The organism is Rhodococcus sp. 1163 (assembly GCF_002091985.1).
In the GTDB taxonomy this organism is placed as follows: Bacteria; Actinomycetota; Actinomycetes; order Mycobacteriales; family Mycobacteriaceae; genus Rhodococcoides.
The window spans coordinates 116,889-133,942 of the sequence record NZ_MKKX01000024.1 but is presented as its reverse complement, the minus strand read 5'-3'; the positions used below and the strand labels follow the sequence as shown (position 1 = coordinate 133,942).

Below are 17,054 nucleotides of genomic sequence, written 5' to 3'. Positions count from 1 at the left end.
TGAATATCCTCGTGACTACCCCCGAAACCCAGGCCGCTCTCACCGTCTACTCCACTACGTGGTGTGGCTACTGCCGCAGACTGAAGACCCAACTGGACGAAGCCGGTATCGAGTACAAAGAGATCGACATCGAGAAAGATCCGGCGTCGGCAGAGTTCGTGGGCAGTGTCAACGGAGGCAACCACATCGTCCCCACCGTGCTGTTCGCCGACGGCACCACTGCAACCAATCCCTCACTCGCGGCTGTGAAAAGCGCTTTGTCGATGTAAGGCGCCCGGGTCGAGACCGCTAATCGGCGGCGGCCCAGGCCTCGAGCATTCCGCGTGCGATGGAAATGGATCCGGGGAGTAGCAACCGTGAATCGGAATCGGCTGCCCAGTCCCCCAACTTCAGCGCCGCTCGCACTTCCTCACGGTCGAACCAATGAGCCTCCACAATTTCGCCGTCCAGAAATTGCAGGGGCACTTCCGGGTCGCCAACTGCCGAGAAGCCGATCATCACCGACCGGGGAAAAGGCCACGGCTGACTTCCCAGGTAGGTGATGTCGGACACGGTGATGCCGACCTCTTCGGAGATCTCACGGACGACACATGTTTCCAGGGACTCCCCCGCCTCGACGAATCCCGCCAGAATGGAGAACCTTCGCTCGGGCCACGTCGGTGCACGAGCGAGGAGGACCCGGTCGGCGCCGTCGTGAACCAGACAGATGACCGCGGGGTCCGTGCGAGGAAACTCCTCGTGACCGTCGGACGTGCTCGTCCTCGACCATCCTGCGGCCGACGGTGTGGTCGCCGCCCCGTCGATGGCGCTGAAACTCGCTCTGGCGTGCCAGTTGAGGATCGCGAGCGCGGTGGTGAGAATCGACAACTCGGTCTCGTCGAGACGCTCTCCAATTGTTCGTAGATCCCCCAACTCACCGGTCAGGGCGCCTACGCGCTGAGCCCAAAGATGGTGGCCGTCTCGAATTCCGAGAAAGACCGCATCCAACGCAGGCTCGGCCGCAACCTCGGAGGTAGGTGTGTAGACGAGGCGCGATGCATCGATCCGGAACCGACCTCGGTGATCGATCTGCACTACTTTCGCGGTCGGCCAGCCCGCCCGCAGAGTTTCGGTATCTTTTCTCGACTCCTCGGCGCGATCGAGCGGCGACCGTGACAGAAGCGGGGGTTGAGCAAGTTCGAATCGTGGCACAACGACGACACTATCGTGGACGCATCGGACCCTGCCGTAGGACTGGAGCGACTACGCCGAGCGACTACGCAGGTTCGCGTGCTCGACATCTCGCCGTCAGTCGCCGACGCGACGAATGTAGAGCAACCGGTCGGTCGCCTCGACTGCATCGACCTCGGGCGATCCGACACGGAAGAGCTTGCCGCTGCGGACAACCCCCAGAACGATGTCGGTCAGGTGGCGAGGAGAACCCCCGACCTCGTCGCGTTCGACTTCACGTTCGGCGATGGCGAAGCCCGCCTCGGGAGTCAGAAGATCCTCGATCATTTCCACGACGTTCGGCGTCGTCGTTGCGATTCCCAGCAGTCTGCCCGCAGTCTCGGAAGACACGACCACCGAGTCGGCACCTGATTGCCGCAGCAGGTGGGTGTTCTCTGCTTCCCTGATCGCCGCGACGATCTTCGCTTTGGGCGCGATCTCGCGCGCAGTCAGCGTCACCAGGACCGCGGTATCGTCCCGGTTGGTGGCGACGATGATCGCAGCCGCGTGCTGAGCACCGGTCAACCGCAGAACATCGGACTTGGTGGCCGAACCGTGCACGGTCACCAGCCCCATGCTCGACGCCGATTCCAGCACGGCTGGATCGGTATCGACCACCACGATCTCCGACGCAGGGACACCGTCACCCAGCATGGCGTCCACAGCAGTGCGGCCCTTGGTTCCGAAGCCGATGACCACGGTGTGATTGCGCACTTTGTGCCTCCAACGCTGAATTTTGAATGCCTGCCGGGAGCGCTCGGTGAGTACCGCGAGCGTCGTACCGACCAACAAGATGAGGAAGAAGATTCGTAGCGGCGTGAGGACGAGAATATTTACCAGTCGCGCCGACGGCGTGATCGGTGTGATGTCACCGTAGCCGGTCGTGGAGAGCGAGACGGTTGCGTAGTAGAGGGAGTCGAGGAACGAGAGTTCGTCGCCCTGCGCGTCTATGTATCCGTCACGATCGACCCATACGACCAACGCCGCGAAAAGCAACACTGCCAGTGCGACCAGAATGCGTCGGTAGATTGCGCGCCACGGACTGCTCTGTAGTTCGGGCACGCGAAGTACACCCACGAGTGCAAAGTCGGGTCTGTCGGTCAGCGTGTCCCCGGCGCTCAGACGCGCTCGTAGCCTACCTGCCACGTCGGCTACCTACGTCGATGTCATCCACGGCTGGCAGCGTAACCCTGTTCGAGTGCTTCGTAGTACCGCTGCGGAGAGTGTCCCTCGTACCAGTGTGGGACGGTATATGCATGAGCGAGCACAAAAGCCAGGCTGCAGCAGTCCGCCTCGCAGCGATATTGGGCGGCGCAGGTGTTCTCCACTTCGTTACGCCCCAGTACTTCGACATTCAGGTTCCTGCTGCATTACCGGGCAAAGCACGGACCTACACCCAGGTATCGGGGGTGGCCGAACTCGCCGTCGCCGCGACGCTCGCGGTGCCGCGGACCAGACGCCTCGGCGGTGCACTGGCCGCCGCGCTCTTCGTAGCCTTATTCCCCGCGAACATCGACCTTGCACGACGGTATGTCCAGAATCCGAAGACCTCCCCCGTGGTCAAGGCTGCGTTGATAGCCCGGCTCCCCCTTCAAATACCGTTGGTGACCCAAGCACTGGAGGCGCGCCGTAACGCATCCTAGATCGCGTCGAAAGCCTATGCCTCACTGCCCAATTCCACGTGCGCGGTTCCGTCTATGAGCGCGGCGAGCGTCTTGACATCCGGCAGGTCACTCGGGGCGACAGTACGGCCGCTGCGCACGTAGTGGAACGCCGCACGAACCTTGTCGAGCGGGACAGGGTCCGATTCGGGGCGCGCAGCGGACATCAATTCGGCCCAGGCAATTCGATAGGCCGCCAGCTGCATGACCACCGACTCCTCTTCGGTGGCTGTCGGTTCCTTTCCGGTCTTCCAATCGATGACCGTCCAGCCTCCGTCCGAATCGGCGAACACCGCATCGATGCGACCGCGCAGAACTGTGCCCGCGACAGATGTTTCGAAGGGAACCTCGACTTCGATCGGGCTCCGGAGCGCCCAATCGGACGCGAGAAACGCGTGCTGCAGAGTCTCCAGATCGATGTCGGCCGCCGCGCCGTTGTCCGCAGAGCCTGGAAGTTCGTCCAGGTCGAGCAATCGAGTTGCCCCGAAACGCCGTTCGATCCACGCGTGAAAGGCTGTCCCGCGCCGCGCGAGTGGGTTCGGCGGGAACGGTAGCGGTCGTCGGAGCCGTTCGGCCAACGCATCGGGATCTGCGGCGAGGTCGACCAATTGGCTCACCGAAAGATTCTCGGGCAACGCAACGGTCACTGCCGGGTGAAAGCGCTCCTCGCGTTCGGCCAGGAGGGCATCCACATCGGCGGCCCAATCCTCAGGATCTGCGAGGCTATCTGGCTCCGCCTCATGCTGCGACGTTGATGCCGAAAGCGCCGCGATCACCGATCGCGCACCGTTCTCCACGGCAGGGCGACGTGCACCGAGTGGGTCGCGTGGCCAGATCGCTGAATGCGGTTCTGCGCTCAGCGGATTGGTGGTACCGCTTTCGGGTGCTGGAGCCCATCCGTCGATCACCGCAACCGGCTCGGATCCTGTGACGGCGGACTCGTCGACGAACTTCTTCAGCTCGTCCAGGAACGGGGACGGACCACGAGGCTTGGAACTGCTCTCGTCCCACTGGTGGCCGGAAACGAACAGCGCGCGCTCCGTTCGGGTAAGCGCAACGTAGAACAATCGTCGATCCTCGGCGAGACGGCGACGTGCCAGCGCGTCCTTGTGCCGACCGACAGCTTCCTGGAGATCCTTCCTGGTGTAAAGCTCACTCAGATCCAACACGGGCACACCGTCGGAACCCTCCGCATCGAGCGCTCTGTCTCCCCGGAGGGCAGGCGGCAGCTCGGCCATTGCGCCGAGCCAGGTCGACGACGCAGTCGACGACGGGAACACCCCTTTCGAGACATGAGGGACAGCAACGACTTCCCATTCCAACCCCTTCGCCGAGTGCACCGTGAGCACCTGCACGCGATGTGGAGACACCTCGACCTCGCCGGGAGCCAAACCGTTCTCGACTGTTTCCGCGGCCGAGAGGAACGAAAGAAACCCTGTAATCGTCGCCTTGGGGTTGTCTGCGTAATCAGCAACGACACCGGCGAACTCGTCGAGATGTTCCCGGCCGACGTCTCCACCGGTTGCGAACGGTGTGCGCGCCTGAGCCTCGGTCCCGATTCCCATCAGCCGTTCGATGTCTGCGACGAGCTCGGTCAACGGCTGACCGATACGGTCACGCAACGTGTGCAGCTCTGCTGCGAGTGCAGTGATACGTCGTCGGCCGACCTCCGAATAGTGCTCTGCCGGGCCTGGATCGGCGATTGCGTCCGCCAGACCCGCATCTTCGGAGTGCTCGCCGGGCAACGAGCTCCCGAGCGCAGCATCCAGTTCGGCGGCATCCTCGACGCGTCCTACTGCCCCATAGCCGGACCTGATGCCCAGTTCTCTGGCCCGGCGAGAAAGCGCACGAAGGTCCGCGGCACCGATTTGCCAGCGGGACCCGGTGAGAATTCGCATTGCTGCGCTCCCTGCCAACGGATCGGCCACGACCCTGAGCATCGCGATCACGTCGGCGACTTCGGGGATGTGGAGCAAGCCGCCGAGCCCCACGACCTCCACCGGGAGGCCTCGTTCACGCAGAACCTCGGCAATCGGTTCGGCGTCCGCGTTGCGCCGCACCAGTACCGCCGCTGTGGGGGGCGTGCGTCCGTTCTCTGCAGCGGCCCGATACTCCGCTGCTATCCGATCGCCCACCCACTCACGTTCACTGAGCACTGTGTCGGTGACCGTCAATCGAACATCACCAGGTGTGGCCCCCGGTCGGGCGCGAAGTGTCGCCACACTGACTCCTGTTTGCCGGAGCGGCGCCGTGACGAGGTTGGCCAGCTCGAGCGCCTCCGGTGGGTTGCGCCAACTGGTCGAGAGCTCGAGCCGCGGGGCAGGTGCACCTCCCACCAACGGAAAATCCGTCGCGAAACGCGGAAGGTTGGCCGCCGAAGCACCACGCCAGCCGTAGATCGACTGCATCGGATCTCCCACTGCTGTCAGGGCAAGGGTGGAATCGGAACCTCCTCCGAACAGTGAAGACAGCAAGACTCTTTGAGCGTGCCCGGTGTCCTGGTATTCGTCGAGCAGCACCAAGCGGAATCGTTCCCGCTCGGATCGGCCTACCTCGGGATGCTCAGCGGCCACTCGTGCAGCCATGGACATCTGACTCCCGAAGTCGAGTGCCCCCTCACGTCGAAGTGTCTCGGCGAGACGGTTCACTAGGGGCAACAACGCAACTCGCTTATGTTGCGCATCGAGAATGTCGAGAAGTTCTTTAGTGGGTCCGCCGCGCTGACCAGCACCTGGCGCGAGAGTATGCACGAGCTTGTCCAGATCGGTGTGCGCCTGTCGCAAATCATCGGGATCGACAAGGTGCTCGGCGAGTTGCCCCGACAGCGCCAGCACGGTCTCGGTGATCGACGTCGGGTTGCGGTCGGTATCGAGTTCGCCGTCCCAGGTGCTGACGACGCGGTGGGCGAGTTGCCACAGTTCGGTCTCCGAGAGCAACGTGGCAGAAGGCTCGATCGGCAACAGGAGTCCGTGTTCGGTCAACAATCGTCCGGCGTACGAGTGATAGGTGCTGACCTCCGGTTCTCCGCTCACGATACGGTCGCGCAGCTGCAGACTGGGGTCGAGTGCACGCACGACATCCGATCCGGCCAGCCGCGCCAGGCGGGCTCGGATTCTCGACGTCAGTTGCTGGGCAGCCTTTCTGGTGAAGGTGAGCCCGAGGACGCTGTCCGGGTCCACGAAGCCGTTGGCCACCATCCACACCACTCGGGCCGCCATCGTTTCGGTCTTACCGGCGCCGGCTCCCGCGACCACGAGTGTCGGTCCGAACGCAGATGCGATGACAGCGGCTTGTTCAGGTGTCGGTGGATGCTTCTGACCGAGAGCGCTCGCCAATTCGATCGGATCGATCCGAGCCGAACCGACGTCGATCGGAGCCCGATTCTTGGGACGAGCCATCATCGGTCGGTCACCTGTCTGCCGGTCTCGTGCGCTGGGCAACTCGATTTCACGGGGCAGTGTCGACACCCGTCGTTGACGAACGCGACGAACGTCGGCCCCTGTGTCGCGGACGCGGCCTCGTGCACGGCATTTCGCCATTCCTCGAGGATCTCCGGTGTCGGTGCCGGCTGGATTCGCTGCGTCGCCCCATCCTTGTTGTGGGATTTGGCCACGAACACCAATCGCGCTCCCCCGGGTTCTCCCGCAGGCTCACCTTCGATGGCACCCGCCGCGGCGGCGACCTGATACGTCGCGAGCTGACTATGTCTGCGGGCGTCTTCTTTCGACATCACGGTTTTGGCAGTCTTGACGTCGATGATCACGGGCCGTCCGTCGGCATCACGCTCGAGTCTGTCGATCCGTCCGCGGAGAGCAACCGACGGCTCTCCTTCGGACCGTGACTCCAGGATTCCCTCGACCTGGACTTCGACGCCTATTTCGGTGAGTTCGCCGCGAGTACCGCGAAGCCATGCCTCGAAGGTATTCAACATGGCTTCGGTTCTTTGCAGCTCGTGGCGCGAATACCATTGTGAGCCCAAGTCCACGCCATCCCAGGCAGTTTCGAGTGCCCGCCGAACCTGTTCCGGTGGCATCTTGCCTGCCACAGCCTGCACGAGGGTATGCACCAGGGTGCCGGTGACGGCGTGCGAATTGGCGCCGTCGTTTCCGCCGTGCCGATCGAGCATCCAACGCAGAGGGCACGTGGTGAGCTGCTCGACCGTGGAGGGTGAGAGCGGTACCGGCCCGTCTTCGATGGTCCACAGCGGAGAGTCGGTACTGACTCCACCGATACCGAACCACTCTTTTGGGTCCGCCCCTTTGACACCCGCCCGTGCCAGCCGAGCAAGTTGCTGCGCAGCCCGCTCGTGTTTGGCTGGATCCTGTTCTGCGACAATCGGATCGCATACCGCGCTGCGTAATTCGGCGACGAGCATCGGCAGTGCCAGGATGCGACCGGACACGTATGCCGGCGGGGTGTGGGGCGCATCGAGGTCCGGCTCTCCCCGCCCCTGGAGCTCGTCGATGAACCGGGACCTCACCAGATCGGTGTCTCCGGTACTCGAATCCACGGCGGTCACCAGTAGCACCGACCGCGCGCGGGAGCAGGCGAGGAGAAACAGCTTGCGTTCCGCTGCCAGCAGGGGTGCGGTCTTCGACAGCTTGTCATCGATGAGCTCGCCGGCATCGGCGATTCCGGCAGCGAGGTCGACCAGGGCCTCGGTACCGAGAAGACTTCCCCGCGAGCGCAGACCCGGCCACAAACCTTCCTGAACGCCCGCGACAGCGACCAGTTCCCACTCCCGACCAGCTGCCGAGTGCGCACTCAGCACCGTGACCGCATCGGGTTGCACGGTCGAACGGATGGAGTTGGACGTCGAAATCTGCTGTCCGGAGATGTAATCGACGAACCCTGAGAGTCCCGCCTGGGGTAACCGGTCGACATACGAGGCGGCTGATTCGAACAACGCGACGACGGCATCGAGATCCCGATCGGCCTGCGCACCAGTGGATCCACCCCGCGTCGAACTGGCGGCCCAGCGCCTCTCCAACCCCGATGCCTGCCACGCTGCCCACAGCACGTCCTCGACTCCGCGACCTCGACGCGCGGACGCTTTACGGACGACACCGAGTACCTTGCGCAGCGGCGCGGATTCGACATCGGACAACGCTGCGACAAAGCGGGCACTGGGACGGGCCGACGCGTCGCGGTCGTCGGAGTCAGTCGGTTGTGCAGACTCAGGGGGTTGTGCAGCCTCGACGATCACGGAGCGCAGCAGTTCGGCGGAGTCGCGTTCGCCTCCCGAGGAAAGCTCGATACGGCGTATTCCGCGGCGCAACCGGCGCAGGCTCACCGGATCCGCACCGCCGATCGGGCCGGACAACAATGCCAAAGCGTCTTCGCCGTCGAAGGATTCGTCGACGATCGCACGCAGCACGAGCAGCAGACCGACCGCCCCGTGTTGCCGATGGACGGGAATTTCGGAGGCAGGGGTGACGATCGGTACACCCGCGGACTGCAACGCCCGTCGCAGTGGCGCAATCGTCCTGGGCACGGATCGCACTACGACGGCCATGTCCGACCAGGGCATTCCGTTGTCGAGATGCGCTCTTCGCATGGTGTCGGCGATGAGTGCCGCTTCCTTGGCCACTGACGGCAGGGTCTGCACGAGGGTGCGAGTTGCACCGTATCGTGGCTCTCCCACCGCTTCGGCACCTCGGTGTCTCCCTGTCCCGGAGAGCCTGCCCGCGATCGGTCCGGTGATCTCGCCAATCTCGCTGCTGCTGCGGAAGTTTCGATCGAGGACGATCCGTCGCTCCGAACCAGGCTCGGCGAGATCGGCGACGAACGACGGATCGGCACCGCGGAATGTGAACACGGACTGGTCCGGATCTCCGGCGATGACAGTGCTCTCGGTGTTGATGCCGATGAGACGAACCAGCTGCGCCGCCTGGGGGTCCAGATGTTGGGCATCGTCCACCACGAGATGTCTGATCCGAGCGCGCTCCGACGCCAGTAACTCGGGGTCGGTGGCGAACGCCATGAGTGCGCTGCCGATGAGCTCGGCAGCATCGAGGCCAGGTGCCGTCGCTCCCGCTGCTTCTACCCCGACAGCACCGCGCAGCAACATCGACTGCTCGTACCTGGCTGCGAACTTTCCGACTGCGACCCACTCGGGGCGGGTGTGCCGACGCCCGAGCTTGACGAGATCTTCCGGGCCGAGGCCACGCTCGGCCGAGCGGAGCATCAGGTCACGAACCGCGGTGACGAATCCCGACATGCCGAGAGCAGGACGCACGCGCTCGGGCCAATCAGCGGCCCCGTCTTCGATGTCTCCCCGCAACATCTCTCGAACCACTGCGTCCTGCTCGGCGCCGGTGAGCAAGCGTGGTGGCGGATTGCCGTAGATGGCTGCCTGCAGGCGGAGAACGGCGAAGGCATACGAGTGAACGGTCCGAACCAGTGGCTCACGAGTTGCACGTGGTGCCCGCTCCCCGGCGAACAGTCCAGCAGTTATTTCTTCCCGGACCGCGGTGGCAGCGCGCTTCGATTGTGTCAAGACCAGTACCGACTCTGGGTCGCCTCGCTCGATCCGTGACACCGCGTAGTCGGCGACCAGCGCGGTTTTTCCCGTACCCGGGCCACCGAGGACTTGCCACGGGTTCCATCCGGGCGATCCGGTCGAAGCGGCTTGGGCCGCATTCTCATCGCTGACAAGAAGACGGACAGCGGGCCCGGTCCAGATCCGGCGAGGGGACTTCACCTTGGGCGCCCGAACGAGTGTGGTGGTACCGCCGCCGCTGATGGTCGGTACTCCGCTCGGATTCGCCGTAGTCATGGATTCGATTCGATCATGCGCCACCGACAGACCCTCACCCGCCGCGTGTTCGATGCTCGGTTTCTCGTCCACGTGATGTGGGTCGGGCCGCGATGCGGCATAGTGTCAGCAGTGCCAGAATTGAACTTTCACCAGTACGGCCCGGACACCGGACCCGAGGTCCTCGCAATCCATGGGATGACCGGCCACGGTGCTCGCTGGGGTGACCTTGCCGACAATTATCTTCCGCAGGTCCGGATGCTCGCGCCAGACCTGATCGGCCACGGCCGTTCGCCTTGGACGCCGCCGTGGGATATCGGTGCGCAGGTCGATGGGCTCAAGATGCTTCTCGACAGCCATGCCCACGGTCCTGTTCTCGTCATCGGCCATTCGTACGGGTGTGCGTTGGCGGTCCACCTTGCCGTGAAGCACCCCGAGCTCGTCCGCGGGCTCGTTCTGCTCGATCCCGCGATCGAACTCGACCCCGTCGACCTGCTCGACGTGGCAGAGCTGACTGCGGTGCATTCCGACTACACGGACGCCGAGGAAGCAAAAGCCGAGAAGATCAACGGTGCATGGGCCGATGTACCGCAGGCGCTACTCGATCTCGAGGTCGAACAGCACCTCGAGACGATGGACAACGGCCGAGTCAAGTGGCGGATATCCACCGCAGCAATAGTCGCGTCCTGGGGCGAACTGGCCAGGCCGCTAGTGGTACCGCCGACGGATACACCGACCGTCGTCGTGCAGGCAAAGCGGGTGCAGCCGCCGTACGTCAGCAAGGAACTGAAGGCCGCATTCCGCGCGCAATTGGGCGAGAATCTCACTCTTGTCCAGTTGGATTGCAATCACATGGTGGCCCAGGCGAAACCCAAAGAGGTTGCCAAGTTGGTCCTCGAATTGCTGTAGATGGCTGCGATCACGGAGGAACACGTCGAGCGGGTACGCGAGATCGTTGCCTCGGTTCCGCCGGGAAGGGTTGTGACCTACGGCGATATCGCAGCGGCCGCAGGATTGTCGAGTCCTCGAACCGTCGGGTGGATCATGCGCACCGACTCGGCGGACCTGCCTTGGCACCGCGTCGTGCCCGCCGACGGAAGACCGGCCGCGCATCTGGCGACACGGCAACTCGCCGAACTACAGGGTGAGGGAGTCGAGATTCGCGACGGCCGTGTCGACCTGCGAACTGCCCGCTTCGATCTGGGGTAGAACAACTTCAGACGATGTGCTCGACGGCAGGCGCGTCGGCCCGCAGGCCGACATCTCCTGTTACCACCTTGGCCAGTACGTCCACCGCCGCAACGATTTCCGAAGCGGATCGGGTGAAGGGAATGCGCAGCCTGTCGTCGAAGGCATAGCCGGTTCCAAATCTGGTTCCCGAGACGAGAAGCAGATCGCGGGTGGCCGCACGACGAACCAGATCCTGCGAGGACAACCCCTGCGGCAGTCCGCACCACAGCGACAATCCCCCATCGGGAACGCGAAATGTCCAGTCGGGCAACTGGGTAGCCACCCGGGAGACGAGCAGATCTCTGCGCTCGCGTAACCCCGCAACACGCTCGGCGACAATATCGTCGAACACCGCGAACAATCGGACAGCGGTGGCTTGCTCGACCATGGAGACCGACAACTGGCGGCGGTTGTACACCCGAGCCATGCGGGAGATCAGCTGCTGATCCGATCTGACCCATCCGACCCGGAGCCCACCCCACACCGTCTTGCTCAACGAGCCTATCGAAATGGTTGCCGTACCTGGAACGGGAACTCCGAAGGGCTCTAGTGGATCCGAATGATCCAGTGTCAGATCGGCGGCGACTTCGTCCACGATGGTCAACACGCCGTGCCGAGCCAACGTCGCCGCCAGTCTGCGCCTGCCATCGGCTGTCATCCGGTTGCCCGACGGGTTGGAGAAGTCCGGCATGAAGTAGGCAAGTGTCGGGGCGTTCTGCCGCGCGGCACGGTCCACGTCGTCGACCAACGCGTCGGGGTTCCCCGCGTCGACCGCCACCGGGACGGGAAGAGCGCCGAAGCTCTCCAATAGTTCCGGTGCCCCCGGATATGTCGGGTGCTCTATCAAGACGCGGTTACCGGGACTGACGAACGTATCCAGTACGAGATGCATTGCGTCGCCCGCGCCCGAGACGACCAACACCTGATCCGGCGTGGTGGGCAGGCCACGACGGGAGTATCTGTCCGCGATCGCTCTGCGTAGATCGGAGGTGCCCGGTGGGGCGTAACCGTGCCCTGCCATGGCCTTCGCCAGTGACGACACCGCATCGACGAGAGCGTCCGCAAGGAACGGCGAGGCCTCCGGCGCCGCATTGACGAAATCGAGGACGCTCGAACCCTCCGAACCCATCATCGATACCCAGGAACTCCCGTCACTGGGGACCGCGACGAAGGTGCCTGCCCCGCGTATCGCTGCCGCCCAACCTTGCTCGCGTAATTCCCGGTACGCGGAGGTGACCGTCACACGGCTGACGCCGAGTTGGGCCGACATCACCCGCTCGGGCGGCAGTCTCTTGCCCGCCGGGACCGTGCCGTCGGCGATGATTCTCCGCAGCTGATCGGCCAACGAACGGTAGAGCGGCATCCCCTCGATCTTGACCGATCCCATCAGTCCCGCCAGCGTGCGCGCATCAACCTCGGATTGGGTATCGGCGGAATCGGAGGACGAGCCGACTCGGGATGACATCAGTCCAGTTTCACACACAGGCCCTAGTAAATCTCGCCTATCACAGTCCAATAATGAGTCATGTTGATAATAGGACTGCTTCTGATGATCCCTGTTGCCTCGTTGGCCTGGCTCCCCGTCATTGTGCGAAGTGGTGGCCGGTGCGGTCTCGACGGCCCACCCCGTAGTCATCGGCTACCCGAATCGACTTCGCGCACTAACCTGACAGAATGAACCTGGGACAATTCGATCCGCGTCCGACCGCGAAGTACGCACTTGCCACTGCGAGTGGATTCGTCGCGAGCGCCGGATTGGTCGTCGACGAGGTCTCGGGTACACGCGTCGTGGGTCATATCGAGCTCACCCCGGAACACTTCACCCCATGGGGTGTGGTGCACGGCGGGGTCTACACGACCGCAGTGGAGTCGGCTGCGAGTATCGGAGCCAGCGAAGCGGTCAAAGAACGAGGCGAGTTCGCCGTCGGGGTCCACAACGCAACCGACTTCCTTCGCGCCAGCAAGGGCGGCCGCGTCGATGTACTGGCGGAACCGTTGCAGCAAGGCAGAATTCAGCAACTGTGGCTCGTCACCATCACTGCATCCGACAGCGGGAAAGCAATTGCACGTGGCCAGGTTCGGTTGCAGAACGTCCCACTACCGGCGTGAACAGCGAGGATCCGAAGTTCGACGCGATCGTCCTGGCCGGCGGACGCGGCTCGCGGATGGGTGGGGTCGACAAACCTGCGTTGACCGTCGGACGCCGAAGCATGATCGGGATCGCAGTGGAGGCCGTGCAGCGGGCCGATCTGATCGTGACGGTGGGACCGACGCGGCAGGACCTTGATTCTCGTGTCCACCAGACACAGGAGTCGCCGGCCGGATCGGGGCCGGTCGCTGCGGTCGCAGCCGGTCTGAGCGCACTGCAGAAATCATCGTCAGATGTGGTGGTCATTCTTGCCGCCGACCTACCGTTCGTCGACGCGAACAGCGTCGACGCCCTTCTCGCTGCGTCACTGATCAACTCGGCGAGTGCGATGTTCGCCAGTGACGAAACAGGCCGAACCCAATACCTTTTCGGTGCATGGGATCGCTCGAAGTTGGTCGCGACACTGGCCCGAGTAGACACACTTGTGAACCGATCCATGAGATCGATCGCCCCTGACGACCATGCAGTCCTCGACCTTTCCGGAGTATCCGCCGATTGCGACACCGTCGAGGATCTCTACCGGGCACGAGCACAACGCGCCGTCGCCGATTCCGTACCGCCGGCTCTCACCGTCGGCCAGGCCCGCAAGCGGATTCGGGAAAGAATCGCCCCTGGCGCGCCCCGACGAGTACCACCGTTGCAGGCGCGTGGAGCGGTCCTGACCGAGCCGATGATCGCTACCCGCCCCCTCCCCTACGTGGACATATCGGCAATGGATGGTTATGCGGTGTCCGGCAACGGCCCGTGGACTGTTCGAGGGGACATCGCCTATGCGGGAACCAGTGGACTTGCGGCCATTGCGCAGGGCCACGCTGTTCGAATCGCCACCGGCGCACACGTTCCCGCAGGCGCAACCTCGGTGGTCCGCGACGAATTCGTCGAGCTCGATTCTGCCGGACAGTTGCGACTGTCACCGAACGTCACGCAGCAGGACGACACGCGACGCCGCGGTGAGGATTGGCACACCGGTGCCGAGCTGGCGCCTGCCGGCACCTCCGTGTCGCCTGCAGTCATGTCGGTCGCCTTGAGCGCGGAGGTCGCCGAACTGACGGTCCGCGGCCCGGTTTGCGCGCAGATTGTGCTGAGCGGCAACGAGATACAAGCATCCGGGCCACTCGACGCGGGGCAGACCCGCGACGCGCTCGGACCAATTCTGCCCCTATTTCTTCACGGGTGCGGCATCACGGTCGTCGACACCGTGTACCTCCCCGATTCACCGACCGCGTTCGAGGATTTGTTGACCACGTCGATGGTAGCGGACATCACGATCGTCGTCGGAGCGACCGGAGCTGGTGCCGCGGATCAACTCCGCACGGCACTGGTCCACGCAGATGCCGACACTGTGGTCGGTCGAATCCTGTTGCGCCCGGGCGGCTCTCAGATTACCGCGGTACTGCCGAGCGGGCGAGTGGTGCTGGGGCTACCGGGTAATCCGTTGGCTGCCATCGGAACTCTGCTGCTCATCGCACCCACTGTGGTCGAAGCACTGACCGGACGTACTCCGAGCGCCCCTCGCCTCGGCTACCTGACCAACCCGGAAGCCGTGGGTTCGCCGACGGCTCGGATCGTTCCGGTGATGCGCGACGGCACCGGATGGCGTGCAGACACCGCTGTTCGCACAGCACATTTGCTCCACCTGATCGATCACGACGCTTTGGCCGTGGTGCCGGCCGACGTCAGCTCGACCGAACCGGTGGAACTGCTGCCGATCGTGCGTTGAACTGCCGAGCACCTTCGTGGTATCGATCCACGACGAGGTCGACGATGGCGGGGTGCACACCCAGCGGTTCGGCGACGCCGTCGGCGCCTGCCTCGGCGAGTCGATTGTGAAAGAGGCCGCGCGCAAGTAGATACGAGGCCAGGAACACTCGGCCGTGTCCCTGTGCACGCAGGGCGGTGACTGTGTCTGGGACGACCCTGTTTGCGGGGGACGCGATGGCGATATGGGCCACGGCGACTTCGACGCGGGCGATCCGCGCGAGCATGTCAGCGGCACGTCGGTGCTCGAGTTGTGCCCGTGCATCGGACGAACCTGCTGCGGCGAGGACGACGGCGTCCCCTGGGCGCCATCCTGCGTCGCTCAGTCGTTCCAGCAGCACCCTGGCGAGCACCGGATCCGGTCCGAGTGCGCGAGTGACTTTCACGCTCCGGTGACCGCTGTCGGTGACCTCACGGGGTACGTCGGTGTGTACGTGGTAACCCGAGGCCAAAAATGCCGGGACCACGACGGCAGGACCATGGACCTCGCGAAGAAGCTCGGATGGAGAGGGTCCGAGTACATCGACGAAAGCAACCCTCGACGGGCCGACCTGTCCGCTCACGGCATCGGCCAATTCGGCGATCATCTCCACGCCGCGCGGATTTCTGGTCCCGTGGGCTACCAGGACGAGGGCAGGATCTGATTTCATCTAGTACTTGCTCCCTTCGCAGATGGGCATTGCGGACATGGAAGTTCGTTCGGGCATCTCGGACTCTTCGCACTCCTCGCTGACCTCGGGTTCGTCGACCGCAAGCCGGTAGCCTCGTTTGACCACGGTGTGAATGGCCTTCGGTGCGCCGAGGGCAGAGCGGAGCCGAGTCATGGCCGTTTCGACGGCGTGAGTATCTCCCCCGCCGCCGGGTAGCGATGCGAGTAGATCTTCCCGGGATACCACTCGCCCAGGGCGCGTCGACAAAGTCTTGAGCAGTGCCATGCCCGCCGGGGATACCGAACGCACCTCGCCGTCGACCACGACACATTTACCGCGCACGCTCAGCATGTGGCCGCCCGCGCTCATGAGTTGGGCGCGTCGCGGTAGTTCCTCCGCAATATGACGCGCCAGCGCCCCGAGGCGAGCACGGGCCGGTTGCGTCGTCGCGACGTTCAGTTGTTCGAGAGGCGCGGCGGTGATCGGTCCTACACATACCGGCAGCACCCGGGTACGCATCGATTGCAGCAAAGGTTCGAGAACGCCGTTCTCGTGTGCTCGCATCAGCAGGGACGCCACTGCGGGCGCACTCGTGAAGCTGATGGCGTCGAGATCTCCGACGATGACTGCTTCGATCATGCGGTCCATCGGAACGCTGTCGTCCGGTGCGATCCAGCGGTACACTGGAACGGGCACCACTTCGGCTCCGGCGGAACGCAATGCCTTACAAAAGTCCGGAACCGGTTCCCACTCCGTTGTTGCGCCGTGGAGTTGCACCGCAATCCGTTTGCCTTCGACTCCCTCTGCGAGAAGATGTTCGAGCACTTCTGTCGAAGATTCCGATGCCGGTGACCAATCTTCGCGTAGGTCGGCTGCACGGATTGCCCCCTTGGCTTTCGGCCCACGAGCCAGCAGTCGCGACGACGCAAGTGCTGCTCCAAGGCTTTCGGCCTGCCCCCAACCGTCGGCTGCCTCGATCCAGCCTCGAAATCCGATTCCCGTCGTTGCGACGGTGATCGTCGGCGGATCGGCGATGATGCTGGCGGTGACGCGTTCCAGTTCGGCGTCGTCGGACAGCGGAATGATCCGGATGGCCGGTGCGTGCATTACCGAGGCCCCACGCCGAACGAGTAGCGTCGCGAACTCCTCGGCGCGCCGCGACGCGGTGATACCGACGGCGAATCCTGCCAGAGGTTCCCCGGTCTCGGCAGTCGAGCTCATGTCGATGCGCCACGCACGAAAATCACGCCGCCCGAGATCTTGGTCTCGAAAGATCCGAGCGAGATGTCGCTGACGTCGAGGCATCGGCCGTCGAGAAGAGAGAAGACCTGCTTGAGCAACGGCGAGGCCACGGTGGGTTCACCGCTCCGGTCGCCGACGAGACCCCTGGACATGACTGCTGCCCGGCCGAACGGATCGATGTTGCCGACCGCGAACACGCGCGCATCGGGCAAGGCGAACAACGCCACTTGGGTGCCTCCTCTCAGCAGAACGGCGACGCCTCGTCCAGGAACGAGCGCGTCGACAGTGCACGCGGCAGTCCACGAGCGCGCGGATTCGGTGCCCGATGTCGTGGGCAGCTGCTGGTTCCTGTTTCTGGTGGTGCTGGTTCGAGACTCGATGACAGTCATCACGTACCT

General features: G+C 64.0%; 14 protein-coding genes. 6 read left to right on the top strand and 8 right to left on the bottom strand.

Annotation, left to right across the window (positions count from 1 at the left end; all coding sequences use genetic code 11):
- The first annotated feature begins 11 nt into the window (after positions 1–11).
- Complete coding sequence (locus tag BJD99_RS11135) at positions 12–269, top strand: mycoredoxin (RefSeq protein WP_084346956.1); 258 nt, start codon at positions 12–14, stop codon at positions 267–269.
- A gap of 19 nt (positions 270–288) precedes the next feature.
- On the opposite strand, the gene nudC is transcribed toward BJD99_RS11135, so the two are convergent.
- Complete coding sequence (gene nudC / locus BJD99_RS11130) at positions 289–1,191, bottom strand: NAD(+) diphosphatase (RefSeq protein WP_084346896.1); 903 nt, start codon at positions 1,189–1,191, stop codon at positions 289–291.
- 96 nt (positions 1,192–1,287) lie between these two features.
- Positions 1,288–2,355, bottom strand: a complete 1,068-nt coding sequence (locus BJD99_RS11125) for a TrkA family potassium uptake protein (protein WP_084346895.1) — start codon at positions 2,353–2,355, stop codon at positions 1,288–1,290.
- A 110-nt stretch (positions 2,356–2,465) separates the two neighbouring features.
- Between BJD99_RS11125 and BJD99_RS11120 the strand changes: the two genes are divergently transcribed.
- Positions 2,466–2,852 carry a hypothetical protein gene (locus BJD99_RS11120; protein WP_084346894.1) on the top strand — a complete coding sequence of 129 codons (387 nt, stop codon included), beginning with the start codon at positions 2,466–2,468 and terminating at the stop codon, positions 2,850–2,852.
- A 14-nt stretch (positions 2,853–2,866) separates the two neighbouring features.
- Here BJD99_RS11120 and BJD99_RS11115 read toward each other — a convergent pair whose 3' ends face one another.
- Together BJD99_RS11115 and BJD99_RS11110 are read right to left on the bottom strand one after the other, a co-directional pair.
- Positions 2,867–6,271 carry an ATP-dependent DNA helicase gene (locus BJD99_RS11115; RefSeq protein ID WP_084346893.1) on the bottom strand — a complete coding sequence of 1,135 codons (3,405 nt, stop codon included), beginning with the start codon at positions 6,269–6,271 and terminating at the stop codon, positions 2,867–2,869.
- Positions 6,268–9,648, bottom strand: coding sequence for an ATP-dependent DNA helicase (locus tag BJD99_RS11110; protein ID WP_084346954.1), 3,381 nt, complete (start codon positions 9,646–9,648; stop codon positions 6,268–6,270). Before BJD99_RS11110 ends, BJD99_RS11115 begins: the two co-directional genes overlap by 4 nt.
- A 111-nt stretch (positions 9,649–9,759) precedes the next feature.
- Here BJD99_RS11110 and BJD99_RS11105 point away from each other — a divergent pair, with 111 nt between their 5' ends.
- Positions 9,760–10,536, top strand: a complete 777-nt coding sequence (locus tag BJD99_RS11105) for an alpha/beta fold hydrolase (RefSeq protein WP_084346953.1) — start codon at positions 9,760–9,762, stop codon at positions 10,534–10,536.
- Positions 10,537–10,836: an MGMT family protein gene (locus BJD99_RS11100; protein ID WP_084346892.1), complete on the top strand. Its 300-nt coding sequence runs from the start codon at positions 10,537–10,539 to the stop codon at positions 10,834–10,836.
- A 7-nt stretch (positions 10,837–10,843) separates the two neighbouring features.
- On the opposite strand, the gene BJD99_RS11095 is transcribed toward BJD99_RS11100, so the two are convergent.
- Positions 10,844–12,322 (bottom strand): PLP-dependent aminotransferase family protein, encoded by a 1,479-nt coding sequence (locus tag BJD99_RS11095; RefSeq protein WP_084346891.1) that lies wholly within the window; start codon positions 12,320–12,322, stop codon positions 10,844–10,846.
- A gap of 209 nt (positions 12,323–12,531) precedes the next feature.
- Here BJD99_RS11095 and BJD99_RS11090 point away from each other — a divergent pair, with 209 nt between their 5' ends.
- Positions 12,532–12,966 carry a PaaI family thioesterase gene (locus BJD99_RS11090; RefSeq protein ID WP_084346890.1) on the top strand — a complete coding sequence of 145 codons (435 nt, stop codon included), beginning with the start codon at positions 12,532–12,534 and terminating at the stop codon, positions 12,964–12,966.
- A complete protein-coding gene (locus BJD99_RS11085) occupies positions 12,963–14,726 on the top strand; it encodes an NTP transferase domain-containing protein (protein ID WP_084346889.1) in 1,764 nt (587 codons plus the stop codon). Before BJD99_RS11090 ends, BJD99_RS11085 begins: the two co-directional genes overlap by 4 nt.
- Here the strand turns inward: BJD99_RS11085 and BJD99_RS11080 are convergent.
- The 3 genes from BJD99_RS11080 to nirD are packed head-to-tail and all read right to left on the bottom strand — an operon-like array spanning position 14,683 to position 17,045.
- Positions 14,683–15,414 (bottom strand): sirohydrochlorin chelatase, encoded by a 732-nt coding sequence (locus BJD99_RS11080; RefSeq protein WP_084346888.1) that lies wholly within the window; start codon positions 15,412–15,414, stop codon positions 14,683–14,685. The genes BJD99_RS11085 and BJD99_RS11080 overlap by 44 nt on opposite strands.
- On the bottom strand, positions 15,415–16,635 hold the full coding sequence (locus tag BJD99_RS11075; RefSeq protein WP_084346887.1) for a uroporphyrinogen-III synthase: 1,221 nt from the start codon (positions 16,633–16,635) through the stop codon (positions 15,415–15,417). It lies immediately after the preceding gene.
- The gene (gene nirD / locus BJD99_RS11070) at positions 16,632–17,045 is read right to left on the bottom strand and encodes a nitrite reductase small subunit NirD (protein WP_084346886.1); all 414 of its coding nucleotides are present in this window, start codon (positions 17,043–17,045) and stop codon (positions 16,632–16,634) included. The genes BJD99_RS11075 and nirD overlap by 4 nt, the downstream gene beginning before the upstream one ends.
- Between the last annotated feature and the right edge of the window lie 9 nt (positions 17,046–17,054).

Excerpts from the sequence above, each read along its gene's own strand:
- BJD99_RS11100 (WP_084346892.1), top strand. The coding sequence starts at position 10,537 with ATGGCTGCGATCACGGAGGAACACGTCGAGCGGGTACGCGAGATCGTT.
- BJD99_RS11095 (WP_084346891.1), bottom strand. The coding sequence starts at position 12,322 with ATGTCATCCCGAGTCGGCTCGTCCTCCGATTCCGCCGATACCCAATCC.
- BJD99_RS11080 (WP_084346888.1), bottom strand. The coding sequence starts at position 15,414 with ATGAAATCAGATCCTGCCCTCGTCCTGGTAGCCCACGGGACCAGAAAT.
- BJD99_RS11075 (WP_084346887.1), bottom strand. The coding sequence starts at position 16,635 with ATGAGCTCGACTGCCGAGACCGGGGAACCTCTGGCAGGATTCGCCGTC.
- BJD99_RS11120 (WP_084346894.1), top strand. The coding sequence starts at position 2,466 with ATGAGCGAGCACAAAAGCCAGGCTGCAGCAGTCCGCCTCGCAGCGATA.
- BJD99_RS11090 (WP_084346890.1), top strand. The coding sequence starts at position 12,532 with ATGAACCTGGGACAATTCGATCCGCGTCCGACCGCGAAGTACGCACTT.
- BJD99_RS11115 (WP_084346893.1), bottom strand. The coding sequence starts at position 6,271 with ATGATGGCTCGTCCCAAGAATCGGGCTCCGATCGACGTCGGTTCGGCT.
- nirD (WP_084346886.1), bottom strand. The coding sequence starts at position 17,045 with ATGACTGTCATCGAGTCTCGAACCAGCACCACCAGAAACAGGAACCAG.
- BJD99_RS11110 (WP_084346954.1), bottom strand. The coding sequence starts at position 9,648 with ATGACTACGGCGAATCCGAGCGGAGTACCGACCATCAGCGGCGGCGGT.